The 24879-nt window shown below is 43.8% G+C and carries 19 protein-coding genes and 3 tRNA genes; 19 read left to right on the forward strand and 3 right to left on the reverse strand.

Going from position 1 to position 24879, the window contains the following annotated elements:
* Nucleotides 1-231 precede the first annotated feature (231 nt).
* On the forward strand, nt 232-1059 hold the full coding sequence (locus tag JMY02_RS10685; protein WP_201598022.1) for an inositol monophosphatase family protein: 828 nt from the start codon (nt 232-234) through the stop codon (nt 1057-1059).
* Nucleotides 1060-1117: 58 nt separating this feature from the next.
* Here JMY02_RS10685 and JMY02_RS10690 read toward each other — a convergent pair whose 3' ends face one another.
* Together JMY02_RS10690 and JMY02_RS10695 are read right to left on the reverse strand one after the other, a co-directional pair.
* A complete protein-coding gene (locus JMY02_RS10690) occupies nt 1118-2545 on the reverse strand; it encodes a WS/DGAT/MGAT family O-acyltransferase (RefSeq protein WP_201598023.1) in 1428 nt (475 codons plus the stop codon).
* Nucleotides 2546-2616: 71 nt separating this feature from the next.
* Nucleotides 2617-3441, reverse strand: a complete 825-nt coding sequence (locus tag JMY02_RS10695) for a thiazole synthase (RefSeq protein WP_201598025.1) — start codon at nt 3439-3441, stop codon at nt 2617-2619.
* A 351-nt stretch (nt 3442-3792) separates the two neighbouring features.
* On the opposite strand from JMY02_RS10695, the gene gspE reads away from it, so the two are divergent.
* A complete protein-coding gene (gspE, locus tag JMY02_RS10700; protein ID WP_201598033.1) occupies nt 3793-5334 on the forward strand; it encodes a type II secretion system ATPase GspE in 1542 nt (513 codons plus the stop codon).
* A 240-nt stretch (nt 5335-5574) separates the two neighbouring features.
* On the opposite strand, the gene JMY02_RS10705 is transcribed toward gspE, so the two are convergent.
* Nucleotides 5575-6255, reverse strand: coding sequence for a DUF4442 domain-containing protein (locus tag JMY02_RS10705; protein ID WP_201598035.1), 681 nt, complete (start codon nt 6253-6255; stop codon nt 5575-5577).
* 358 nt (nt 6256-6613) lie between these two features.
* Between JMY02_RS10705 and JMY02_RS10710 the strand changes: the two genes are divergently transcribed.
* The 17 genes from JMY02_RS10710 to JMY02_RS10790 all read left to right on the forward strand — a co-directional run bounded on the left by JMY02_RS10710 (nt 6614) and on the right by JMY02_RS10790 (nt 24840).
* Nucleotides 6614-8116: an McrB family protein gene (locus tag JMY02_RS10710; protein ID WP_201598039.1), complete on the forward strand. Its 1503-nt coding sequence runs from the start codon at nt 6614-6616 to the stop codon at nt 8114-8116.
* Between the two features lie 15 nt (nt 8117-8131).
* Nucleotides 8132-9673 (forward strand): McrC family protein, encoded by a 1542-nt coding sequence (locus tag JMY02_RS10715; protein WP_201598042.1) that lies wholly within the window; start codon nt 8132-8134, stop codon nt 9671-9673.
* 278 nt (nt 9674-9951) lie between these two features.
* Nucleotides 9952-10028: transfer RNA gene (locus tag JMY02_RS10720), tRNA-Pro, on the forward strand.
* A 95-nt stretch (nt 10029-10123) separates the two neighbouring features.
* Nucleotides 10124-10200: transfer RNA gene (locus JMY02_RS10725), tRNA-Arg, on the forward strand.
* A gap of 40 nt (nt 10201-10240) precedes the next feature.
* Nucleotides 10241-10316, forward strand: a tRNA-His gene (locus JMY02_RS10730).
* 741 nt (nt 10317-11057) lie between these two features.
* A complete protein-coding gene (locus tag JMY02_RS10735; RefSeq protein WP_201598045.1) occupies nt 11058-11993 on the forward strand; it encodes an AraC family transcriptional regulator in 936 nt (311 codons plus the stop codon).
* A 205-nt stretch (nt 11994-12198) separates the two neighbouring features.
* A complete protein-coding gene (locus JMY02_RS10740) occupies nt 12199-13254 on the forward strand; it encodes a hypothetical protein (RefSeq protein WP_201598048.1) in 1056 nt (351 codons plus the stop codon).
* 224 nt (nt 13255-13478) lie between these two features.
* Nucleotides 13479-14681 (forward strand): type II secretion system inner membrane protein GspF, encoded by a 1203-nt coding sequence (gene gspF / locus JMY02_RS10745; protein ID WP_201598057.1) that lies wholly within the window; start codon nt 13479-13481, stop codon nt 14679-14681.
* A gap of 581 nt (nt 14682-15262) precedes the next feature.
* The gene (gspG, locus tag JMY02_RS10750; RefSeq protein ID WP_201598094.1) at nt 15263-15784 is read left to right on the forward strand and encodes a type II secretion system major pseudopilin GspG; all 522 of its coding nucleotides are present in this window, start codon (nt 15263-15265) and stop codon (nt 15782-15784) included.
* 166 nt (nt 15785-15950) lie between these two features.
* A complete protein-coding gene (locus JMY02_RS10755) occupies nt 15951-16520 on the forward strand; it encodes a protein-disulfide reductase DsbD domain-containing protein (RefSeq protein WP_201598059.1) in 570 nt (189 codons plus the stop codon).
* A 225-nt stretch (nt 16521-16745) separates the two neighbouring features.
* Nucleotides 16746-18896, forward strand: coding sequence for a protein-disulfide reductase DsbD (dsbD, locus tag JMY02_RS10760; RefSeq protein WP_201598066.1), 2151 nt, complete (start codon nt 16746-16748; stop codon nt 18894-18896).
* A 396-nt stretch (nt 18897-19292) separates the two neighbouring features.
* On the forward strand, nt 19293-20756 hold the full coding sequence (locus tag JMY02_RS10765; RefSeq protein ID WP_201598068.1) for a phospholipase A: 1464 nt from the start codon (nt 19293-19295) through the stop codon (nt 20754-20756).
* 21 nt (nt 20757-20777) lie between these two features.
* Nucleotides 20778-21560, forward strand: a complete 783-nt coding sequence (locus JMY02_RS10770) for a ComF family protein (protein WP_227678478.1) — start codon at nt 20778-20780, stop codon at nt 21558-21560.
* A 339-nt stretch (nt 21561-21899) separates the two neighbouring features.
* A complete protein-coding gene (locus JMY02_RS10775; RefSeq protein ID WP_227678479.1) occupies nt 21900-22406 on the forward strand; it encodes a pilus assembly FimT family protein in 507 nt (168 codons plus the stop codon).
* Entirely contained in the window at nt 22406-22966 is a 561-nt protein-coding gene (pilV, locus tag JMY02_RS10780) for a type IV pilus modification protein PilV (protein WP_201598069.1), read from the forward strand. Before JMY02_RS10775 ends, pilV begins: the two co-directional genes overlap by 1 nt.
* Nucleotides 22966-23961: a PilW family protein gene (locus JMY02_RS10785; RefSeq protein WP_201598070.1), complete on the forward strand. Its 996-nt coding sequence runs from the start codon at nt 22966-22968 to the stop codon at nt 23959-23961. The genes pilV and JMY02_RS10785 overlap by 1 nt, the downstream gene beginning before the upstream one ends.
* A 15-nt stretch (nt 23962-23976) precedes the next feature.
* Nucleotides 23977-24840: a pilus assembly protein PilX gene (locus JMY02_RS10790; RefSeq protein ID WP_201598071.1), complete on the forward strand. Its 864-nt coding sequence runs from the start codon at nt 23977-23979 to the stop codon at nt 24838-24840.
* Nucleotides 24841-24879 lie beyond the last annotated feature (39 nt).

The following is a 24879-nucleotide window of genomic DNA, read 5'->3' on the forward strand; positions in this document are numbered from 1 at the left end:
TGGTTTGGTGAGCGTAATGGTTTTTCGATTTTTTGGTACGGACTATATTGAACAATTTTAGTATAATGCGGTTGTCGTTGTTAAGCAGCACGTTTTTTAATCGCATATTTTGAACCGCATAGATATAGTGTGTGTTAGGTACGATGTGATACAGCGGCGAATTGGCATGCTGTGGGCACAGATTCTGTCTTAGTATTTTTTATATTCATTCATCAAGCAAATAGGTTATTTATGGAACCCATGGTCGTCATCGCAGCGCGTACTGCTGAAAAAGTTGGTAAAGAGATTTTATATGCGCATCAAAACCGCCACAAAATTGAACTAGATATCGAGTCTAAAGGGCTTGATGGATTGGTCACGCGTATTGATCGTTTTAGTGAAGAGCTCACTATTGAGACACTCAAAGCCAGCTATCCAAACCACTCGTACTTGGGTGAAGAGTTTGGTATGCAAGAAGGCCGCGGCGAAGATGCTGACTGGTGCTGGATTATCGATCCGCTAGATGGCACCAAAAACTTCGTTCATGGTGTGCCGCAGTTTTGTGTCTCTATCGCTGTACAGCATAAAGGCGTGACCCAACATGGCGTGATCTATGATCCAGTTCGTGATGAGATGTTCTCTGCTAGTCGTGGTAAAGGCGCACGTTTAAACCAACGCCGTATCAATGTGAGCGAACGCAAAACCATTGACGGTGGTTTATTTACTACTGGTCATCCGCTTGAGCGTAAACGTAATGGTGAAGTTATTTCTTATGCCAAGCAGCATTTTGAAAGCTTACAAAAGATTTCTGAAGCGGGCGGTCAAGTTCGTCGTTTAGGCTCAGCGGCACTTGATTTATGCTATGTGGCGGCAGGTCGTTTTGACGGTTATTTTGAGATGTCTATTAAGCCTTGGGATATCGCAGCGGGTGAGCTTATCGTGACCGAAGCACGGGGTGTGGTGGTTGATCATACTGGCGCACATAACTCTATGACTTCAGGCTCTATCTTTGCCTGTAATGTCAAATTACTGAAACCATTGATGCAAGTAGTTGTACCGTCATGGGGCGATGCTATATAAGCATTAGTTTTTAGAAGCGCCAATATTAAAAAGCGTTAATATTAAAAAGCTGGTTCCATTATGGAGTCAGCTTTTTTGTTTTTTTAGCGCATTTATCTTCAACAGTTATACCTTGAAATGCCAGCTCTTTACTGGTCTTTTCTAATAGCGTTAGCTCTTCTTCTATCAGCATCAGCATATCTTGTACATGTGGCAGTGCTTTACTACAAGCGGTAATACAAAACTCAATCTTATCCAAATAACTGGCTAAGGTTATATTCATCGCTTGCCCATTGAACACGATAGAGGCAGGGTACAAGGACTGCAAGCGTGCACCATTCCAATAAAGCGGCTTTTCGGAGCCAGGAACGTTAGAAATAATCAGGTTAAAGGCTTGTTTTTTAGGGAATAAGCCAGTGGCTAAGTTGATACCTTCCCAAGCGTAAGCGATCACGCTGTAGTTGATGACTTGTGCTTGGTTCATCCGGCGAAATCGGCGCTTACCATTATTCATACTACGATGAATCAATTCGATCCTACGTAATGGGCTGTCTAAATGCGTGCCCAAATTGGCCAATACAAAGGACAACTGATTGCCCGATATACTATTGTCAGTACGCAGCGACATCGGTACAAAAGCAATCAATGGCTTGCTAGGTAGCGCGTCCATTGATAATAAATAACGACGAATCGCACCACCACAAACCGCCAGCACCACATCATTTTTGCTGATTTTTAGTCTTTCGGCGATATCGTTAAAGCGCTGTATGTCATAAGACTGTGCTGCTATCCGCCGTGATGCTGAAATGCGCTTATTCAAAATACTCATTGGCGCATCAAAAGTACCGACGTACCCATCATCACCATAATTTTTGAAATTATCCAGCAATTCTGTGAACACAGGTTTGATGGTAGATATTTGCTCTTTAATGATGCGCCTGACAGACCTTTCAGCAGGCAGGATGGCATTGACATGATTACGATGGCGCGTCATTAATGACCAGACGGGCAACGTGACTGGCTCATTTGGTGACTGTGATAAGGATTTTTGTACGAGGCGCATGGCAGCAATGCCATCAACCAAAGAGTGATGAATCTTAAAATATAAGGCAAAACGCTCAGGGCTATTGTCAGTTTCTGGTTCAATGCCTTCAATCACGTGACATTCCCACAAAGGCATGGCGCGATCTAACAGACGCCCATGCTCTCTTGAGATGTACATCAGTAGTTCACGAACCCGTGCAGGATTGGGCAAAGCCACATGATGAAAGTGATGTTCGACATCAAAGTTTTTGTCTTTTTTCCAAAATATCAAATGTTCTAGAACTTGATTAAAAGGAAAGCTTGGCGGTACGTCAGAGTCTTGCATTTGCTTAACCAGCTGATAGACAAAATCGCTCTCTGCCGCCTCTGGCAACTCAAATAAAAACAAGCCTCCGACATGCATGGGCTGTTTGCGCGTCTCCAGAAGTAAAAACAACTGGTCGACTGCTGTGAGAAGTCGCATAATAAATCCTTTTATAGTCAGTTCAGATTTTTTCTTATTATTTTATTGTTGAGTGCCATAGCGACATAAATCTACTGAAAAAAGTAGCCAGTTTGCGGTGAGCTGGCCGTGGCCATCTTGCGCATCGGCATACGACCTGCCAAAAATGCCTCACGGCCTGCCCAAACGCCATGTTTCATTGCGTGTGCCATCATGACTGGGTTTTGGGCATTGGCAATCGCTGAATTCATCAGGACACCATCACAACCAAGCTCCATGGCAATCGCTGCATCCGAAGCAGTACCAACGCCAGCATCCACCAATACGGGTACGTTGGCATTTTCAATGATTAAGCTGAGCGTGTGACGATTGAGCACACCGAGACCTGAACCAATCAAGCTGCCAAGTGGCATAATTGCGACGCAGCCCATGCTCTCTAACTCTTGGGCGACGATAGGATCATCTGAGGTATAAACCATGACTTCAAAGCCATCATCAATCAATACTTGAGCTGCTTTTAAGGTTTCAGTCACATTGGGATAAAGGGTTTTTTCATCACCCAATACTTCAAGCTTAACCAAATTGTGTCCACCCAATAGCTCGCGAGCAAGCTTGCAGGTACGAATCGCAGTTTCTGCGTCAAAACAGCCAGCTGTATTGGGCAATATAGTGTATTTATCAGGAGAAATGACATCAAGCAAATTGGGCTCATTGCGATTTTGGCCAATATTGGTACGACGAATGGCGACCGTGACAATCTCTGCTCCTGAAGCTGCAATGGCTTCGCCAGTTTCAGTCATATCCTTGTATTTGCCCGTACCCACCAACAGTCGCGATGAAAAGGTGCGGCTGCCTACGGTAAAAGTATCTTGTAAAAGTGGTGTCGGATGAGTAGTAGTGCTGGCGTTCTCTGACATAACTGAAAATCCTAATAGCAAGCGAGCAAGGTGGATAAAAAAGATAATGGGCTGTCTGAGTAATATTAAAAAAGCGAGATAGACAATCATAGCGTACTGTCAGCAAAATAAGAAATCGTATGTGGCATTGGCTATATATACTGTAAAAATAGGCGAGTGGTGCTATGCAAAAAACGCCAGCCACATAAAATAATACGTGTCTAAAACAAAATGCTATTATAACAAACTCGTGCAATCTTACTTGTACTCTTTTTTGAGCTAGCCAGCCAAGCACAATGCATTTGCTCTGCTTGTATATCGCTTGGTCATGATTCTCTTTTTGACGTTATCTTCATTTATCAGGCCGTCTTTATGCTGCAATTGCCGTACAGTTTTGCGAAACGCCATCAAATTTTGGTCATACTTGCGATTGATCCTGAGCTGCCACCGACTTTGGTGCTGACCAAAGCCACACCATTATCAGCGATTAATGAGGCAGTGCGCTTTTTGCAGCAGCAAGGCGTGCGTGCTGTACCGACCTATGAAAGCGTCAATTCCGATGACTTTGAAAGACGCATGAATGCCGCTTATGCTGGTAACACGGGCGAATCACAGCACATCGCCGCAGGTCTTGAAGATCATCCTGACCTTGATAGTTTGGCCGATAGTGTGCCTGAAACTGAGGACTTGATGGATCAACAAGATGACGCACCCATCATTCGTCTGATTAATGCGCTTTTGTCCGAAGCGATACGTTTAAGTGCGTCAGACATCCATATCGAAACGTTTGAAAAGCGATTGGTCGTCCGTTTTCGCGTCGATGGCGAGTTGAAAGAAATCATCACGCCAAAACGCCAGTTAGCACCCCTTTTGGTGTCGCGTATCAAGGTCATGGCCAAATTGGATATCGCCGAAAAACGCGTGCCGCAAGATGGGCGTATTAGTTTAAGATTGGCGGGGCGTGAGGTCGATGTGCGGGTATCGACATTGCCTTCAAGCTTTGGTGAGCGAGTCGTCATGCGTTTATTAGACAAGCAAGCAGGTCGATTGAACATGACTTATTTGGGGCTGTCTGATAATGATTATAGTGAGCTTAAGCGTTTGATTCATCGCCCACATGGCATTATTTTGGTGACAGGGCCGACCGGCTCTGGTAAGACCACCACGCTGTATTCGGCATTGACGGACTTAAACGATCAAACCCGCAATATCTTGACGGCCGAAGATCCGATTGAGTTTCAGCTTGATGGCATTGGCCAAACGCAGGTCAATAACAAAGTTGAGATGACCTTTGCCAAAAGCTTGCGGGCAATGTTGCGTCAAGATCCAGATGTGGTGATGGTGGGGGAAATTCGTGATTTAGAAACGGCCGAAATTGCCGTCCAAGCATCTTTAACAGGACACTTGGTGTTGTCAACGTTGCATACTAATACCGCTATTGGTGCGGTCACTCGCTTACAAGACATGGGCGTTGAGCCGTTTTTATTGTCGTCGTCGCTCATTGGTGTGGTGGCGCAGCGTTTGGTACGAACGCTATGCTCGCATTGTCATAGCTGGCAAGCGGCTGATAGCGAACAAGCCAAATTGTTTACGGAGATTGGTATCGCGTTAGGGGCTGAGAAGGGGACAGGTAACGCTATTCAATTACCCAAGCCAGTCGGCTGTGATAAGTGTAATCAATCAGGGTTTAAAGGGCGTACAGCGATCTATGAGGTGGTGCCTATTGATGACACTTTACGGCGCATGATTCATAGTAATACTGCCGAATATGAGCTAGAAGAGTACGCCCGCCAGCAGACGCCGTCGATTCGTGCTGATGGTTTACGCAAGGTAATCGAGGGGCGGACGACATTAGAAGAAGTGTTACGAGTGACCAAAGAAAGTACTCTGACAGATGACGCTATTATTGGTTAATCACAAAGGTTTAAGCACTGTAAATGGTTTAATCGCTGAATGAATGCGTGAGCGGCTCTGGGTTTATTTGGTTTGTTCAGTTTCAGAGCCACTGTCATTATAGTGAGTTCAGTATAAAAACGACATAGCGGGACTGGAGTGCTTATCTTTAAATGAGAAGTTTCGCAGCATCGAGCTGCGAAGGCACAGCAAGCCAGAAAAATTTGTGCCAGTCTCGGATCATAATGTCGTGTATCTGTTTTATTTAGAATCGACTATATCAAGATTGGCGTCAGTAGATTTTCTGCTGGCTTTGCCTTGACGACGCGCCTCTAATTCAGATTTCGGTATCCACGCCCACGTCATCTCTACCACAATAGGAGCGCGCTCACTATCAGAGTCACGGTCATCAATGACGCAAGGAATGACCATCTCGCCTTTTGGGGTATTTAAAATATCTAAACGCTGCTCATCAGATAAGCTTGCAATGGCGGCCACTTGGCCTTTGTTGATGGGGCGATAAAAATTAACCGAATAAGATTTAATCAGTAGCACGCGATCAGAGGGCAAGTTTAGACCCAAAATAAAACCTGTCGCTGTCTCAGCCAGTAACGTAATGGCAACGGCATGGATAGAACCGATATGATTTTGCACCGTTTTGCTGTTGTTTAAACTGACCACCACTTGGTTGGGTTCGACCGTTTCATAATACACGCCCGTCGTGCCCACGTAAGGCACTACTTTGCCAAAAGCTTTGGATAAGATGCTTGAGCGGGCACTGGCAGGCAAATATTTAGTGACAGATAACAGCTTGGTGAATTGATTGCTGATGGGCTTTAGCGTAGTGCTTGGTTTTGCGACTGGCGATCTTGTGTTGTCAGCCACTTTGGTTGGCGATTTTTTAGCCAGTTTGATCGGCAGTTTTTTTAAGAGTCCTGACATACAAAATTCCTTGAATGAAATGGGATTTACAAGATTGGTGACTTGATATGGTCGATACCAAATAAGATGGATACACGATATTAAGATGCGTAACTGGTAACAGTTTTGTTGACGCTATTTTACGTGGGCCCAACTATAGCTAAAAGTAACAGGCGTTTTTTGCTGGCGCTGGTTTACTAAAATGTATGCGATATATGGATAACCTCATGTGCTTTATCCTAGCAGCTAGTTTAACTATGGTACATCAACGGATGGGTTACTACTGTTATTATGATGAACTGCTGCGCTTATAATTTAGCGTGCCTTATTTATTTCTCATGCGATTGTTATTGCTGAATAATTACTGCTGGATAATGCTATGCCTGATATGTTTCATCACAAGCCGATCAATATCATTTATACCGGTGTCGCGGGTACGGGTAAAACCTATCAATTGCTACAAATCGCTAAAGCGTATACCGATTATTTGCCTAAAACTAACGACGAGGATTTTCTGGGACAGCTGTTGCAAACGTTGAGCTGGCGCGAAGTTGTGTGTTTGATATTTTTGGATTTTCAGGCCAAAAAACAAGAGTTGGTCAAAGTACCTGAAATGGTCAGTCATGAGTTTTTTGTCACAAAAGCTGCGCAAAATGCACGTGAGAATCATTTGAGCAATACGGCGTGGGCAGTACTACAAACACACAGTCCTACCGATTCAACAACGGTCATTTCCAAAAATCGCGCCAGCCAAGCTTATTTTGATAAGGACAATACTGGGGCATGGTATTTATTACCCGAAAGCCTACCGCTATTGAGTGAATTAATGCAGCAGTTGACCGAGTTTCAGCAGGCGCAGCATGATAATAATGCTGGTCAGACGCAAGGATTTAGCCAGCAGCGCTTTAGTATGGTCAGCTTTCATCAAGCGTATGGCTATGAAGAGTTTGTGGAAGGGATTCGTCCGGTTATGGCAGCTGCTACTCATGCCAGCAATGGTCACGCTAATCATAGGCAGGCAAATAATAGCGAGACAAATAACAGTCCGTCGCAGATGAGCTATGCCATTCAAAACGGCGCATTTTTAACATTGTGTCAGCGCGCTGCCCGCGATCCTGAACAGCGTTATGCGATGCTGATTGACGAGATCAATCGTGCCAATGTTTCCCGAGTATTTGGCGAGTTATTGAGTTTGATTGAGCCAGACAAACGGGCTGGCATGGCAAACACGATGACGGTAAATTTGGCGTATTCTGGTCGGCCTTTTAGTGTTCCTGCCAATGTCGATATTTATGCGACTATGAATACCCAAGACCATTCTTTGGCACCCTTAGATATGGCGTTGCGGCGTCGTTTTCGCTTTATTGAGTGTTCACCGCAGCCCGAGCTATTACCTATTATCAGTCTTAGTACAGAATCAGAAGCTGACGATACAACAGAGACGATAGATTTGGCCAAATTATTGATGGGACTCAATCACCGTATTACCCAAATGCTAGGCGCGGATGTGCAGTTGGGTCATGCGTTTTTATGGTCAGTCAATAATCTTGAGCAACTACAATTGGTGCTGATTGAACAGATTATTCCGCAATTGGCGCAAGCGGCTGGTGGTCAGCTTGCCATGTTGCAGTATATTTTTAAAGATGAGCAGCAGCCACTCAGCGCTCAATTTATTCAAGACAGCCAAGCACTATTGGATAATGACTCAAATAATCAGCTGCACAATCAGCCTCATACCGCAATGCACAACTCGATGTTGTCAGGACAGAATCCATTTTTTGACCCATCTATGAGTACAGGCAGCTATCGAATTAATAGCGATCTCCTTAACAAGACTGGCGCGTTTGCTGAACCTTCTGTCTATCAGCGTTTGTATCGATAAGGGTATTAAACGGTGATGAATAGCGATGAAAAAAATCCAAGTAATATGACCAATCGTGCAAATAGTATTTATACGACCGCGCCTGCTGCTAAGGTAATCACTGTATTTGAGCATCAACGTTTAACAGCACCTGATTTTGTGCACGTCTCTGATTTTCATTGGCTAATGGCGCAAGAATTTGCCGTGTTTACCATCAAACGAAAGCAACGACAGTGGCAACTAAAGATTGGCCATTATATTGGCGTCATTTTACTGCCTAGTGGCATAACGCTTGAGATATTGCCAAAGCCAATCGCTCGTGATGAAAGCACTCATTCGCAGCCGCAACGGCATTCTCACAAGCTCAATCAAAACAGCGATCTAGAACAAACCCGTCAATGGGTGCAACATATGCTGTCAGATCTCATCAATAGTCATGACAATGAACATAACAAACTGCCCAATACCAAAAACTTAGGTCAATTCAGTCATCAGCTGACATCGCTAACAATAGCCACAGCGCCCACATTACCATTGTCAGATTGGCTACTCAGGCAGTTTTTGCAGCGCTTGAATCATCATCAGCCGACCAAACATTATCAACCGCAAATCCGCAACCAAGCAGCGCTACAAGGCCGCCTGCTCATCAAAGAACAACTTCGCTATAACTGCATGCAGCCACATAAGTTTTTCTGTGAGAGCAGTATTCTCAGTCAAGACATGCTGGGCAATCGGTTGATTAAAAAAGCGCTGACTTTATTGACGCCCTTATTGCCTGAATTGATTTCTCCCAAATCGTTACAAGCGTGGCAGCAAGTGCCGACGCTCACGCATCATGAGATGCAGCAATTAGACGCGATTTATCATCAAGCAAAGCGTCAGTTAGCGATTCAACCACTGCAAGCGCAAAAACGGCAAGTAGCCCAGCAATTAGTAGACATGGCTTATTGGCTACTGCGCCAATCAACTGCTGCAACGGGTCATAGTATCGATCCACAAAAATCATTTAAACAAAACTCAACCCAACTGCGCTTATGTCTGCTGATTGATATGAATCAGGCGTTTGAGCAATGGGCAAGTCAGCGCATCGCATCGATGTTTACGCAAGTAAGTGGCAAATATCGTCCACTGTACCAAACGCAACGGGTTTGGCTTAGCGATACACAAGGGCAGGCGCGCTTGTCCATACGTCCTGATTTACTCATATATAAAGCAGCGACAGACGATGATAGCCATCACTATCCGCATACTACATCGATGCTGGGTGGCCCTTACGTATCAGGCAGATACAGTCATGTCATTGATATTAAATGGAAGCATCTGTCTCATGCTGCTGCTATCAGTGCCAGCGACGCTTATCAGTTGACCAGTTATGCACAAGCCTACCAAGCAGGGCAGGTTTGGTTGGTCTATCCGGTACAAGATGACGAGAGGCCGCCAATAGCACTGATACAACAAACTGAGAGTGCCAACAACGCTGATAATGAGCCAAAGCACGCTCAGCTTTGGCTTGTACCGTTTAATGTTATGACTGGCACAATAAACAGTGGCTTGCTTAGAGAATTGAATGTAGTATAATCACGCTATCGGCGATAGCCCAAATAGTGGGTAGCACTTTTCGTCCCAGCCTTTCTATAAAAGGTGCCTGTTTTTAAAATGCTTATTTTAAAGTGCTAGTTTTTAAAATGCTTGTTTTTAAAACGATTTGGCAATTATTTTAAATTAATCAAAAATAGGTGTTGACACAATCGGCTTTTCCCCTTAATATGTGCACCTCGATAGCGAGGAACATTAATGAGTTAGCGGCTTGACCAATAACAAATTAATCGACAAACTATCGTGATAATAGAGAATTTCGGAGTGTGGCGCAGTTTGGTAGCGCATCTGGTTTGGGACCAGAGGGTCGTAGGTTCGAATCCTATCACTCCGACCATCTATTTTAAGAGCCTTACAGGCTTTTTTTTATGTATAATGGTTTAGTTTCTGATAAACTTGAGACTAGATTTGATATATAAAAGTCCTCTAAGAGCGCCTGTAGCTCAGCTGGATAGAGCATCTCCCTTCTAAGGAGGTGGCCGCAGGTTCGAATCCTGCCAGGCGCACCATTTAGCCTGCATGTTTTGCCAGTCCTTGGCAGTAGTTATGGCGGTTGTAGCTCAGTTGGTAGAGCCCCGGGTTGTGATCTCGGTTGTCGTGGGTTCGAGTCCCATCAGTCGCCCCATTTTATTTATACTACCTTCCTTAATATCTATACATCTCTTGTTATAAAAACCTTATATATATCTTATATGAACAATAGTATCTGCCAATTTTGGCATTTTTGTGTGTCTGTCTGATTATTTTTATATTGAATGACTTACATTCATAAATATAAACTTATTGGATATTTATTTATTTGCCTTTTGGTTGGCCTTTTTGATACCTTACTCTTGATAGGGGCTTTTCTATCAGCTTTTTGTCTAACGGTTACCACGTACTGCTAAATAGTTTTTTACTAACTATGCCATTCCTGACAAGCGTTGCCGATAAGCGTTGCTAAAATTTATTCTAGGGCGTGTTTTCATTTCAAAAATGGTGCCAATATAAGAACAATAATGAGATAAATTGCCGTCAAACAAGCAAAGTAGCGCAAATAATATCGAGATATTGATAAGCTATTTGACGATGTTTGGCAAAATTTAGCCATTTTTAGCCCATTTAGAGGATAACCGATTGAATTGAGGACACACCCTAGCAGTCGTGCCTATTTATAAAGGTTCGACACCATATACTCCTTAAGAAATTTTAATTATTAAGAAATGATCGTCATTAAGAAATTGGTTGCTCATTATAAAAGCAGGAATGATTTAATCAGCCAAAAGTATATCAAATACATTAGGTAAGTTTAAGGTTGCAGTAGGTAGGTGTGTTTGTTTTTTCAAGATAAGCGACTACTGAATTTGTATTGTTGAGGAAGTGAGGGATGGACGCATTAAGCGTATTGTTGCAGAACGTGCATTTGTTTGATACCAAGTATTATCGTTTGAATGGTGCTGGGAATTGGTCCTATTCCCTTACGAGAAAAGACACTATTTTATTTTACTTGGTAATGTCTGGTAGTTTTTGTATTGATGTTGGTAATGGTTTGCGTCAGGCACATGCGGGCGACATGATTATGATCCCCAATGTGCACAAACATGTCAGTTATGCGCTAAATCATAATGGCGATGATGCCAAACCGATAGATGAGTTACTGACTGATTGTAAAGAGCGTACGCTTGATATTGATGGCAATGGTGATGCCAATTCGTCTTTGATATTGATTGAATGCAAGTATGATAAAGAGATGATTCGCCCTCTATTGTCTGTGCTACCCTCCATATTACCTGAAATCAATGAGAAGTCGGATGCTCGGTTTGAGGTCATTGATGTAGAGATTAAGCTGCTGACGCTAGAATCTGAGCGTGAGCGCATGGGAAAAACCGCCATTATCAATCATTGGGCAAGTATTATGATGATTGAGAGTTTGCGTGTCTACATTGAAAGTCTGCCCGAAGCCACAGAAAGCTGGCTAAAAGCCATGAAAGATCCGTTTTTGACCAAGGCACTCGCTGCGATGCACGAGGCACCCAATAAAAATTGGACGATTCATAAGCTCGCTGAGACAGCAGGCATGTCGCGCTCAAGCTTTGCGCAGCGTTTCAAAGACACCGTTGGCATGCCACCCCTGACGTATCTCATTGATTACCGCTTGCGTTTGGCGGCGCGGTATTTACGATTACAGCAAAACAGTATCAGTCGTATCAGTGAGCTGGTCGGTTATGCCTCAGACTCAACTTTCAGTCAGGCATTCAAGCGCGTGTACGGCGTATCGCCAAAAGCCTACCGCCAGCAGTATCAAAAACAAAACATCGCCTAGCTTATACCTGTGCTACTGTCTTTTTTTTATATTGATCTGACGATAGTATTTTGCTGATACCCAGCTGACAATGTGCTTGTGTTCAGGTACTATGGAGTAACGAGTCATCTAGGCACAAGCGTTTTTTTAGCGCACTATATTTTACTGTGTAACAGTCATATAGTATGGTCTAGAAGATGTTTATTTTTGCTGCTGATGGTATGTTATGACTGAACCGACCGCAAAGCCAAGCGCACAAGCCGATAGCCAAAAAGGCTCTGTTGCGTCTGCCAAAAAATCAAATAATTCTGGCAAAAACAATGCCAAAGTCACGGCTCACGATAGCCAACACTTTATAGAAAATGTGCCAAAAAACCATGTCGCTGAGACACCTGACAAAGCGGCGTTGTTGGCACTCTTTACTTTATCAAGTGTTGAAGAAGTCGCCGGAGAGATAAAAGATGGGGACGATACCGCGTCTGCTACACCCACCGAAAGCAGTATTGCTGAGCTGCGTGTGGCGCTGTATCATGCCCAGCATGAGCGCACTCGGTTATTGTATATGGCCTCTGCTACCGTACGTCCCACTTATTTGGTACAAACGCTCAAATCGCAGTTCGTAGAGTATCAGCAATATCTACTCGCGCAGCAGCTCGATAAGCGCGGTCTCATGGATACAGATGGACTGGAACGTCTTTGGCAGCAGTTGCATGTGGTCGATGATATCATCGAAGATATCGTGCGTCACATGCCAGCGCAGCAGCCAGCAGGGTGGCAGCTGACCACTCAAGATGGACGAAACCCACTGTGCTTTGCTACTGTCGGTAAATTAAAAAATGGCAAACCAATTCGGGATCAAGGCAGTCTCAACAGCTATGTACTCGGTCACTTTGGTGTCAGTAGCTTTACCTATGATCGTGGCTATTATATCGGGCATGTGGTCGGCTATTTATTCAGTTGTTATTTTTGCGCACACTTGTCTATCAGTTATGGCGTCACCGCGCTGGGTCAGCAAGTGGTTTCGGATTATGAGTATGCCAGTCTTGAAACCCCATATATGGTGAGGTTATTACAAGGTTTGGATGGCTATTGTAAAAAGCGTATTTATCAACTGGCGGTCATCTGTGCACGCTTGAGTGTTTTTGCCAGTGACAAGCGCATCGAGAGAATGCTGATAGCTGAAGTGAATGACTTCGATAAAAAATTGCAGCAACAGCATTTAGATGTTTTATTATTAAACGGCTTAATGCCAGATAGTAGTGACTCTACGCCTTTGTTTTAAGTCCTGTTGTCTAATAGTCAATTTAATATGAAAAAGAGTCAGCGGGACTGGGATGCTTATCTTTAACGAGAAGTTTCGTAGCATCGAGCTGCAACGGCACAGCAAGCAAGAAAAATTTGTACCAGTCTCGCATTATAATATAGCGTATCCACTTTATTTAGTATCAACTATAAGCACTTGATTTATAATCCTCTATCTTTGATTACCTTAGGATATATGCTGCCATGCCCGCTTATCATTTCAAAGCGCTCGACGATCATGGTGGCGTCCAAAAAGGCGTGCTCGAAGGTGACTCTGCGCGGCAAGTACGCCAGCAACTGCGTGACAAACAATGGACGCCCGTTGAAGTCAGCGCAGTCAACGATCGACAAAGTCAAAACAAAAGCCGCTACAAAAAACCATCTGCCTATGAGTTGGCGTTACTCACGCGCCAGTTGTCTGTATTACTTGCCGCTGGCATTCCGCTAGAGGAAACATTAGCAGCGGTTGCCAAACAATCCCCGAAAACTCACATCAAATCTTTAATGCTTGCCGTGCGCTCACACGTCCTAGAAGGATTAAGTTTAGCACGCGCTTTACAGCAAGCCGCCAGTTTTCCGCCTCTTTATATTGCGACGATTGCGGCGGGGGAGAAGTCAGGACATTTAGACTTAATCCTTAACCAGTTGGCAGATTACACCGAAAACCGCTTTGCGCTACAAAAGAAAATCCAAGGTGCAATGGTCTATCCCATTGTGCTGATGGTGATGGCAGTCGCGGTGATTATGGGCTTGATGAGTTTTGTCGTGCCCAAAATCGTTAAGGTATTTGAGCAATCGGAGCAAGCACTACCGCTGATTACCCAAATCGTGCTTGCTTTGTCAAATCTCATTACCCAGTGGTGGTGGTTGATGCTGTTGGTATTAGCAGGGACAGCGTTATTATTTTATCGCTTTGCTCAGACCAATGCAGGCAAATTGGCAATAGACAGTATGGTGCTTAAATTACCCATATTGGCACGATTGTCTAAAGGACTAAATGCCGCACGCTTTGCCAGCACACTTGCCATCTTAGTACGCTCAGGCGTGCCTTTGATTGAGGCGTTGCATATTGGCGCTGCAGTGGCGACCAATTTACACATCAAGCAAACCATCATTACCGCTGCCGATCGAGTGACGGAAGGTTCAAGCTTGTCTAGCCAACTTGAAAAATCTACCTACTTTCCACCAATGATGGTACAAATGATTAAAAGTGGTGAGAACTCAGGCGAGCTTGAAAACATGCTTAGCCGAGCCGCCAACATGCAAGAAGCAGAAGCCACCAATTTCATCAGTACGTTGCTGTCATTACTTGAGCCTTTGATGCTCGTGTTGATGGGGGTGGTGGTAATGATTATTGTGATGGCGGTAATGCTGCCCATTGTCAATATGAATGATTTGGCTGGCTAGCTGATAGTTCGTAAATACTTTATATAGCCAGTTCAAAATAAATACATCCTACATGGCACTTTGCTGAGATAAATTTTCCTCGCTTACTGTGCCTTCGCAGACAGAGGCTTTATAAAATTTGCCTCAGCCGCGCCACATTATTTTTAAGCTAGATCGGATATATGTGATAGCAATCCCAAAATTAGAATTGTCTACCGTATCTTACCTCCTTCTATAACACCTATCTTGCTAAACCTTGCGCTAGCTTTCTTAAGATTTGCTTACTGTAGTAGATTTTTGACTGGATCGCTTTTTTACTATGTCACGCACAACCATCACGCTATAGTAAGCGCTAATCAAAACCTACATTTCTAAAAGTTGCCTTTCATAATTATCATAAACGTTAACGCCTGTTGAATATGGACATCGCTAACAATCTATTGGCATCGCTGGATAAAAATAAAACCATGGTTTATAGTGATCATCGCTTTAATACTTATTAATAGGTCGCTGCTGAATGCGACATAAACGCCACTTTTACTATTTACATAACCGTGATGACAAAAGCGATGACTATGATTGACACAATTTCAGTAAATACGATGCCAAAAAGCAGTATTAATCATGCCAAACTTCAGGCAAATAACGTGATTCCCAACAACGCGAGTCGCTGTAAAGCAGTTCCTGTGCAGCGCCGATCAGTAGGCCAAGCTAGCCAGTCAGGATTTACCCTCATTGAGATTATGGTGGTCATTGTAATTTTGGCTATCCTAGCAGGTTTGGTTGTACCAAAAGTCGTGGGACAAAGTGATAAGGCTCGCGTTAAAACCACTGAGACCGCGCTTGCTACCGTGTCAAACGCGCTTGATATGTACAAGGTAGATAATTCACGTTATCCAAACACTACTCAAGGTCTTGAAGCATTGACTACGCCGCCTGCCGATGCCAAAAACTATCCGGACGGTGGTTACATTAAAGGTGGCTATCCCACAGATGGTTGGGAAAATGAGATGCAATATGTGGCACCAGGTAGCGAAGGTCGACCTTATGATTTATTTTCATTAGGAGCGGATGGTCAGCAAGGCGGTGAAGGCCAAGATGCTGATATATATGCACAATTATAAGCGTCGGTTTTATGAGTCATGAATCCATGAGTCATGACTGGGTGTTTGATATATAGAATTTTTGTCAATAAAAGCCCTGCTATTCATCGTTAATTATCAACCAATAAATGCTTTATTGGTTGATATTTTTTATCAATAAATAAAAACAATCAAGAGGCAGTCACTCATGTTTATTAAAATGCTCATATCAAAATCAGCCGTGCTCAATAAACGCGCTAGCAAAAAGTCTTGTGTGCTTGCATTTGTCATGATGAATGCCTCGTTGCTGACGGGTTTATCCATGATTCCTATCAGTGCCCAAGCGGCAGGGTTGAACGAACTGTTTGGCAATAAGGGCGCTGGGCAGTCAAAGTTTTTACCAGTCGATGAAGCGTTTCAAGTGAGCAGCATCACCAGAGCGACGGCTAAAGGCACGCAGCTATTGATTACCTTTAACATTACGCCCGGTCATTATGTCTATAAAGATCAGCTTACTTTACGTTTCCCTAAGGGTTTGAAGGCCAGTCCATTTACGTTCAGTCAGTCGCCCGTCTCCATTAATGACCCGACCTTTGGGCAAGTGCCTGTTTTTACCCAAAGAAATGTAGTAGCCACCACCACACTGACTACTAATAATGGCAAAGGCGCAAAGAATGCTCCGATTGTGATTGGTTGGCAAGGCTGTGCAAAAGCAGGACTGTGCTATCCACCAGAGAAAATCAAAACCACGGTTAACATCGCTGCAACACGCAAATAAACACTATGGTCAGATCAATATAAAAAAGAGTCAGCGGGACTGGAATGCTTAACTTTAAACGAGACGTTTCGCCGCTTCTGGCAGCAAAGGCACAGCAAGCCAGAAAAATTTATATCAGTTCAGTGTCGGAATATAATGTATCCACTTTATTTAGTGTCGACTAGAAATAAATCGACTCGAATATCCGTACTACATAGAATGTTAGCAATAAATAGGTAGCCCTTTATGTCCATTCAGCCAATAGAAAAAATCTCCTCGCTAACGGTCAATCGTCGTTCTAAAAATTCTTATCTATTGGCACTTGCTTTGACTGGCAGCTCGTTGCTACCAGCATTGGTCGCTACAGGAGTGATGGCCACGTCAATGACGACGCAGGCAGCAGGATTAGGCGATCTGTTTGGTAACGATCAAAGCACCGCGCAAACAAAATTTTTGCCAGTAGATAAAGCGTTTCAAGTTAGTACTAGCAGCAAGGCCACCACGTCGGGTACGCGCTTAGCCATTAACTTTGATATTACACCTGAGCATTATGTTTATAAAAATCAGCTCAAGCTGACTTTGCCAGCTGGCGTGACAGCAGCGCCTTTTACGTTTAGTCAGTCGCCAGTATCCATTGATGACCCAACCTTTGGGCAAGTACCGGTGTTTGGCCAAAGGAATATGGTTGCAACCACCACGTTGACCAATCGCAGTAGTCAAAGCATGGACAATGTCGCGGTGGTCATCGGTTGGCAAGGTTGTGCCAAAGCCGGACTCTGCTATCCGCCTGAAAAAATTAATACCACGGTCAATATCGCTGCTACCTCGCAACCCCTTGCGGCAAATACTGCCAGTGATGCTGCTCAAAACTCTATGTCTCAAAACTCTGTCACTAGCGACGACACGCTGGTCAATAATCCTCAGTCTGCTACAAGTACTGCGACGACATCAGCTGCGAACGATCTCGCGTCTGAAACACAGCCAGCAGAATCAGATGACGAGGTGATTGATTATGCCTTGATAGATGACGACTCGATTGTTACCAATACGATTTCTGGAGCAAGTGCTACGGCAGTAGGTGATACTGCGACCAATGAAGTTGCCGCTGCCAATAATGTCGTCGATAGTGATCCATTTGGCTTGGCATCACATCCTTGGCTGGCATTGGTATTGTTGTTTTTGGCAGGGTTGGGCTTAGCGTTGACACCATGCGTATTACCGATGCTGCCGATCGTTGCCAACATCGTTGCCCGTGAAAAAAACCCAACGGTGAAACGCGGTGTTATTTTAACCACCAGCTATGCCATCGGTGTTGCTACCGCTTATGGTATTTTGGGCGCTGTCATTGCGGTGTTTGGTGAGTCACTAGGCATTATTGGTTGGTTGCAAAACCCTATTATCCTCATCAGCTTTGCCATCGTTTTTGTGCTACTGGCATTATATATGCTGGGGGTATTTAGTGTCCATTTGCCCCGCGCCATCAGCAGTAGAATGCAAGGCCTGAGCCAAGCGGGTGATAGCAAGCTGGGTAGTACAGGCGGTAGTTTAATCGCTGGTTTCTTGTCAGCGTTGGTGGTATCACCTTGTGTCTCTGCGCCATTATTTGGGGCACTGCTGGCAGTATCGACGATTGGCAGTCCGTTGCTAGGTTTTGCTGCATTATTCATGCTTGGTTTTGGTCTATCAGCGCCGCTTATTTTGATTGGTGCTACCCAAGGCAAGATCATGCCCAAAGCAGGCGAGTGGATGAATTGGGTCAAGCAAGGGTTTGCCTTATTGCTGTTTGCCGTTGCGCTACTATTGATTGAACGGGTCTTTATCTCACCCGTGATGCTGATGGTATGGGCGCTATGGTTTATGGTCGTTGCCATATGGGCATGGAGCTGGCTGGGCAAAGGTCGTATGCTTACCCAAGCGTTAGGTCTTATCGCAGGTATTTGGGCAGTGTGTTTGATCGTGGGAGCGGCACTGGGTAATGATGACAGTCTACATCCGCTCGCGTCATTGAGCGCCGCACCGATGGTGCAATCGACTAATGGCCAGCCGATAACAAATAGTAGTGCCACAGATAAAAACATCACCACGCTTGCCGAGCTAGATGCTATTGTCGCTGAAAACCCGAAAGTGATTGTCGATTTGACCGCTGACTGGTGTGTTGAATGCCGTATCATGGATAAGAATTTATTTCATAATCGTCCGGCACAAATGCAGGATTGGCAATTAGTGAAACTTGATATCACAGAAACGACCGCCGATTCAAAAGCCATCTTAGCGCGCTATCAGTTATTTGGGCCACCAGCGTTGCTGTATTACCAAAACGGTCAACTGGTTGCCCAACAAGTAGGTGAAATCGGGCGTTCAGAGTTTGAGCAGACGTTGACAACACTTAATAACTGAGACGTAACGAAACAATCAGTTTGTCGCACTATATTGTTTTAAAGTGGATTGCCTATCATGCTGTAAAAGAGCCAACGTACTATAACAGTAGTACGTTGGCTCTTTTAGTTTCACTAAACTCTATTTATAGTCTCTGTACTAAGCACTTGCTCTAACATTACTTATGTTCATTTTCGTTGGTATTATATAGCGATAACGCTAGTATCCTACGCATATTTTCATTACAATAAAGCAACAATGTTGAAGACGCATTACCCACGGTAATGACTGCCTTTTATGTCTAAATGTCATTGATTTTATTTGAGCTTTTATCCTATTTTAGCAATGGCGTTACTGGTCATATTCATTAGCCTACATACTCTGCTGACAATGATGTCAGTTAGACAAAGGACATCTATGCTTTCCCATATTGCTCTACAGCGCCCGTCTACTCCGCTTATCGAAGCGCACCGAAAAACCATCTTACCTCAAATGAATAAGCATTACTTGACGATCGCCGTTGGGATAGCTTTGACTTGTTTTATGGGACAAGCTCAAGCTGCTAATAATGCCCAGACTTATAATGAATTGCCTGTACCAGACGCTGCGTTTGAGTATGAAAGTGATGATGCGGCACTGGCTATTAACGAGCCGTCAGTAAATGTTAATACAGCCGTTAATAGAGCGGCAAAAAAGCCTCAAATGGTTAATGAAAATTTTGTTGCCGAACAAGCAAGATTGTTTTTTGAGTGTACGCAAGTGCAGACCAGTGCTGCGCGTTTGGCTTGCTTTGATAAAGTCGCTGCTCAAGATGAGATACCAAGTTATACAGCGCCCAAGCAGTCGGTAGATTTGGCAAAAACATTTAGAACGACCATAACGGGCAATCCTCAAGTGGTTTTTGTAGATGAGAGTAGCACTATTGTCAGTGCTGATGATACCGCGACGGGCTCGGCTGCAAGTCAACCAGCAGATACTGAACGTTTAGACACGATTGGGCTGACCCAAAGAGAAGCGCAGGTATTAGAAGATATCGGTGTTACTCAGGCGGATATTGAAAAATATACACCGCTTAGTTTGGCCTATGATCTTGATAAAAACAGTGAGCGCGGGACTTGGACGGTAAGACCTTATCGCCCGACCTATATATTGCCATTGTTTTATACTTTTGATCCCAATTTAGATCCCAGTTCACCGTCACAAGAAACGGAGTCTTTTGATTCTAATGACATACGTAATACTGAGCTGAAATTTCAGCTGTCGTTAAAGACTAAAGTGGCAGAAGATTTGTTTGATACCAGTGCCGATTTGTGGTTTGGTTATACGCAAGAGTCGCATTGGCAGGTGTATAACGAAGATAAATCACGTCCATTCCGTGCGACCGACTACCAGCCCGAAATATTTTTGACGCAGCCTGTGTCGGCAGACCTACCCTTTGGTGGTCGCTTGCGTATGTTGGGTGCAGGGGCGATTCATCATTCTAACGGACAAAGTGATCCATTATCACGTTCATGGAACCGTGCCTATCTGATGGCAGGTGCGGAGTGGGGCAAGCTATCAGTGATACCGCGTCTGTGGGCTCGAGTCAATAACGAAAGTAGTGACAGTGAGGACAACCCAGATATCGAAGATTATATGGGATATGGTGACGTCAAATTCTTGTATGACCTGCCAAATCAAAAAAGCCTGAGCGGCACGTTGCGTTATAATCCCGGTACCAATAAAGGCGCGGCGCAAATTGATTATGTGTATCCTTTGACAGAAAACGTTAATGGTTATGTGCAGTTGTTCCAAGGTTATGGCGAATCAATCATTGATTATAACCACGAAAACACATCTATCGGCTTCGGTATTGTCTTAAATGATTTTAAGGGCTTTTAATCGTCTTAACACGTCAAATATATGATGCGCCGTTTAGCTCCTTATCAAACCGGATTGTGGCTGGCAGAGTATGTCGATATACGCTGCCAGCTGTGCCGTGTCTTTCGTAGCATGTCTCACTCTCAGATTTTGCCAGCTCACCATTTACGATTCCTTAATATTCGCCAAAAAATCGCTCAACGTCTAAATAGCGGGCTGCTCTGTGCGCACTGCCACCATAGTATTGCATGGCTTCCAGAAGCCTTTGAGGTCGATATTGCTGCTGGCACGGCTCTGTCTATTCAGGCCGCTACCTATTACGACTATCCAATACGTCAAGCCACTCGCGCGTTTAAACACCATGAAGATATGACTAAGCTGCCATTGTTGCTACATGTCTTACGCCAATTACCACGTCCTCATGGCTGCCACTCTGATAACAGTGTCATTATCGCTATGCCGACCACCGAGCAACGATTGGTCAAACGCGGATTCGATCCTGTCAGTATTTTAGCCGTGCAGCTATCTAAGCATTGGCAGATTCCACTTTGGCATGGCGTAAAACGTATTGATAACACCCTCAGCCAGCAAGGACTGACCCGTGCCGAACGTTTACGTAATTTAGATAATGCGTTTGCGTTGGTCGAAAAACCACCCGTCAAGCGCTTGCTACTATTCGACGACGTTGCAACGACAGGCGCGAGTTTACAAGCGTTGTCGCGTGCTCTATATGGCGAATCTACTGGCTCGCTCACGACTGACCATCATGTCTCGCATCAATATCTGTTGTCTGCCTATGCATTGGCGCATGGTAGCCAGTCATAATATCTAGCTTTGTCGGTTAGCAATCATTATTATGTTGCTAACGTGTTACCTTAACGCTATATTGTTAAAATGACATATATCAATTTATTAGCGCCTAAAAAATAGTTTACCAAATGATAAAAAATCAGTAGAAATACATGGTTCTAGAGAGTGAGTATTATTTTGATGTAGCTGTTATTTTCGCATGAAGAGGTTGATAAATAGCATGGAACAAAAATTGCATGGTATTCAAGACATATAGGTAAAAATGCGGTTCAATGATCTGAAAATACAAGATATTCATTATGATTTTTAAATCAATACTAGACAGACAATGGCAGTTATCAATAGGGATCTGATGTGAACGCATCTGTAAATAATTTACCACTCAAGTTACGCATGACCAGCGCAGGATTTACCCTGATAGAGCTGATGGTAACGATTGCTGTACTTGCCATTATTGTCAGTATTGCCGCGCCCAATATTAGTACACAATTGGCCAATCAGCGCGTGAAGTCGACAGCTGCAATGCTTGCTAATGCGCTAAAAGAAGCCAAGGTAGAGAGCATCATTCGTCGTCAAAATGTCGAAGTTATATATAATGCCACTACGACACCTAAGACATTAACGCTACGAGCCAATAGTAACAATATAGCTAGTTACAATATCAATAATAAAAGCGGTGTTACCCAAACCATTTCCCCATCTGGTGTCAATAGTATTGTCTTTCGACCTGATAAAACAATAGCTAATGGTGCAACAGTACTCTATGCCATCTGCGATAGTGGTTCTAATAACGAGACACCTAGACAAGTGAGTCTTAGTCGTATTGGCAATGTTGATACGACAAATGCGGGGAGCTGTTGATGAAGCTTAAAACCACACAGGAAGGTGTAGGTCTCATAGAAGTAATGGTTGCATTACTATTGCTTGCGGTTGCAGTACTAGGGTTTAGTGCTATGCAAATGACCGCCATAAAAGCGACAGACGAGAGCTTAATGCGCACTCGTTCTTTGACTATTATGAGAGGAGGGGCGGAGGCGATACGCGCCAACCCTACAGGCAGTAATGCTTTTAGAACAGCGCTAAATGGAGATTCAAGCTCTGTCACTATCGATGGCAATGCCATTACAAAAGACAGCTGTGTGCAGAATACAAATGCAGCCCCTGCGGCAGCAGCAAGCTGTACAATCAACCAGTTGGCGACACGTGATGGGCTACTGATAAAGTCGTATGGCGCTGCTAATGATATTAATATGGGCATGATACCTAATGGCTGTCCAGGTACATCGGATCGACGTCAGTGTTTTGTTGCAAGTTGGGGTAACACAACAGTTCAATTAGACGATACGGCACCAAATGCTTGTGCCAATGCAGATGGTACTTATAAAAATGGCGCAGAGTGCTTTATTATGGAGGCGTACTGATGTCATCTAATAACCCGTATAGATGTAGTGCTAACTACCAAGCAGGTTTTACACTCATAGAACTCATGATTTCTTTGGTGCTTGGTTTGATCGTGTCTGCTGCTGTTATCCAAGTCTACTTAATTAACGTAAAGACCAGTAGTATTCAAGCCAGTGGTAGTGAGTTGCAGGATGCCAGTGTCTTTGGTTTGCAGCAGCTAGAAAGAAAAGTACGCTTAGCAAATCTTGGTAATCCTAGCACGCAAATTGATAGCACCACAGTCAACGGAGGCATTGTGTTAACAGGTCCTAATATTGGCGTTCCAGTGACACCTACTCCTTACCCAAATACAGGCTATCTGACAAGACGAGCAGGAGATACCTCGGTTGGCTCTAATGGATGGTCAGGTATATCAAACACCAATACCAATAGCGATCAGCTGACTATCCAATATACCAATATTACAGGCGCTCCAATAAGAGATTGCGAAGGAGCAGAGGCCGCTGTCAACGATATTATTATTGAGCGTTATTTTTTACGTCAAGTAACAGGCGATACAGGTGCTGGTGCGATAAAAAGTCTAGTATTGGCCTGTGACGCCGGACGTGTCAATAGAGCGGGTGGAATAGACAATACAATGCCAGCAACGGATTCACGTCAATTTGGGCAGGCAGGTCAAGAGCTGATAGTCAATGCGGATCAGTTTAAAGTGCTATTGGGCGTACAGTATACTAGAGGTGCTAGTGTAGGAAGAACCATGTATTTACCAAGTAGTGCTTATCTTGCTATCACTGCTGATAGACCAGCTATCACGGCTGTGAAGATGGGATTAATTGTCCATGGGTCAACGCCTGTTATCGGTAGTGAGGATCAAACCTCATTCACTCTACTAGGTCAGAGCAACGTATTAAAAACGGATACCAGTCGCAGCAAACAGGTGCGTACGAGTTATGAGACTACCACATTACTGCGTAATGCCCGTGTGGTAAGCGTGAGTACTAGCTTATCACCTTAAGTAAGGAGACTACAGATGATTCACTACCGATATCTATCAAGCCAAGCAAAAAAAATTGTTAGTATCAATCAGGCATATCGAAGCACTGAGCAAGGTGCAACTCTGATAGTGGTCTTACTATTTTTAGTGCTCATTATGTTGGCAGGCGCCATAGCGGTTAGACAAAGTAACACAGATCTAAAGATTGCTACTAGTGATCAGATTAATACTGTCTTATTACAATCCTCAGACAGTGCCAATCAAAGGTTAGAGATGATGATTAATGGAAATCCGTCATCTAAAGAGTATGAAGATGCAACCAGCTTCTCAGGTGTGTTTGGTCATTTTTTATTAGATGAAAAGAGTGCAACTAACGAATTTATCTACTGCTTTAATCCGCGTACCCAAACGTACGTGAAAGCAAATGCAACAGTAAAAGATGTTTCAGGTGGTTATATTGATAGTCTAAATAATGGCATTTGCGATTATACCAATGCAAATGGCTATACAAGCGCTAGACAGACTGTCATGACGCAAATGAGTGTCAGCCTTACGCCGCCTGATCCTAATGCAGAAAGATTCGGACATATGGTTATTGGTAAAGAGATTGAAGATAGAACCAGTAAAAAATATAAGTTTGACGTTCGAGCAACCTCTGCTCTGCCTGCTTACAATGAACCTAAAGTAGGTAGTACCAAATGCTTTGAACAAACCAGCATAAAATCGAATGTGTTAACAGGCAACCAATCATTGAGTGAGTGTCTATTGCAAGCAAGTACACCCAGTAAAATGCTATATGAGCAAGCGGAAGTTGAAAACGTTTCTTCTACCACTATCTGTATTCCTTTTGGTAAAGGTCCGATAAATCCACAATGCATGTTTTCACCATCAACACCTTAAAAGCTTGCTGATTATTTTTATCTCATATAAGGACAGATG

The organism is Psychrobacter vallis, from assembly GCF_904846715.1.
Classification (GTDB): Bacteria; Pseudomonadota; Gammaproteobacteria; order Pseudomonadales; family Moraxellaceae; genus Psychrobacter; species Psychrobacter vallis.

Excerpts from the sequence above, each read along its gene's own strand:
- pilV (WP_201598069.1), top strand. The coding sequence starts at position 22,406 with ATGAAGCTTAAAACCACACAGGAAGGTGTAGGTCTCATAGAAGTAATG.
- JMY02_RS10685 (WP_201598022.1), top strand. The coding sequence starts at position 232 with ATGGAACCCATGGTCGTCATCGCAGCGCGTACTGCTGAAAAAGTTGGT.
- JMY02_RS10740 (WP_201598048.1), top strand. The coding sequence starts at position 12,199 with ATGACTGAACCGACCGCAAAGCCAAGCGCACAAGCCGATAGCCAAAAA.
- dsbD (WP_201598066.1), top strand. The coding sequence starts at position 16,746 with ATGTCCATTCAGCCAATAGAAAAAATCTCCTCGCTAACGGTCAATCGT.
- JMY02_RS10715 (WP_201598042.1), top strand. The coding sequence starts at position 8,132 with ATGAATAGCGATGAAAAAAATCCAAGTAATATGACCAATCGTGCAAAT.
- JMY02_RS10785 (WP_201598070.1), top strand. The coding sequence starts at position 22,966 with ATGTCATCTAATAACCCGTATAGATGTAGTGCTAACTACCAAGCAGGT.
- JMY02_RS10790 (WP_201598071.1), top strand. The coding sequence starts at position 23,977 with ATGATTCACTACCGATATCTATCAAGCCAAGCAAAAAAAATTGTTAGT.
- gspG (WP_201598094.1), top strand. The coding sequence starts at position 15,263 with ATGCCAAAAAGCAGTATTAATCATGCCAAACTTCAGGCAAATAACGTG.
- JMY02_RS10690 (WP_201598023.1), bottom strand. The coding sequence starts at position 2,545 with ATGCGACTTCTCACAGCAGTCGACCAGTTGTTTTTACTTCTGGAGACG.
- JMY02_RS10710 (WP_201598039.1), top strand. The coding sequence starts at position 6,614 with ATGCCTGATATGTTTCATCACAAGCCGATCAATATCATTTATACCGGT.
- JMY02_RS10735 (WP_201598045.1), top strand. The coding sequence starts at position 11,058 with ATGGACGCATTAAGCGTATTGTTGCAGAACGTGCATTTGTTTGATACC.
- gspE (WP_201598033.1), top strand. The coding sequence starts at position 3,793 with ATGCTGCAATTGCCGTACAGTTTTGCGAAACGCCATCAAATTTTGGTC.
- JMY02_RS10695 (WP_201598025.1), bottom strand. The coding sequence starts at position 3,441 with ATGTCAGAGAACGCCAGCACTACTACTCATCCGACACCACTTTTACAA.
- JMY02_RS10770 (WP_227678478.1), top strand. The coding sequence starts at position 20,778 with ATGATGCGCCGTTTAGCTCCTTATCAAACCGGATTGTGGCTGGCAGAG.
- JMY02_RS10705 (WP_201598035.1), bottom strand. The coding sequence starts at position 6,255 with ATGTCAGGACTCTTAAAAAAACTGCCGATCAAACTGGCTAAAAAATCG.
- JMY02_RS10755 (WP_201598059.1), top strand. The coding sequence starts at position 15,951 with ATGTTTATTAAAATGCTCATATCAAAATCAGCCGTGCTCAATAAACGC.
- gspF (WP_201598057.1), top strand. The coding sequence starts at position 13,479 with ATGCCCGCTTATCATTTCAAAGCGCTCGACGATCATGGTGGCGTCCAA.
- JMY02_RS10765 (WP_201598068.1), top strand. The coding sequence starts at position 19,293 with ATGCTTTCCCATATTGCTCTACAGCGCCCGTCTACTCCGCTTATCGAA.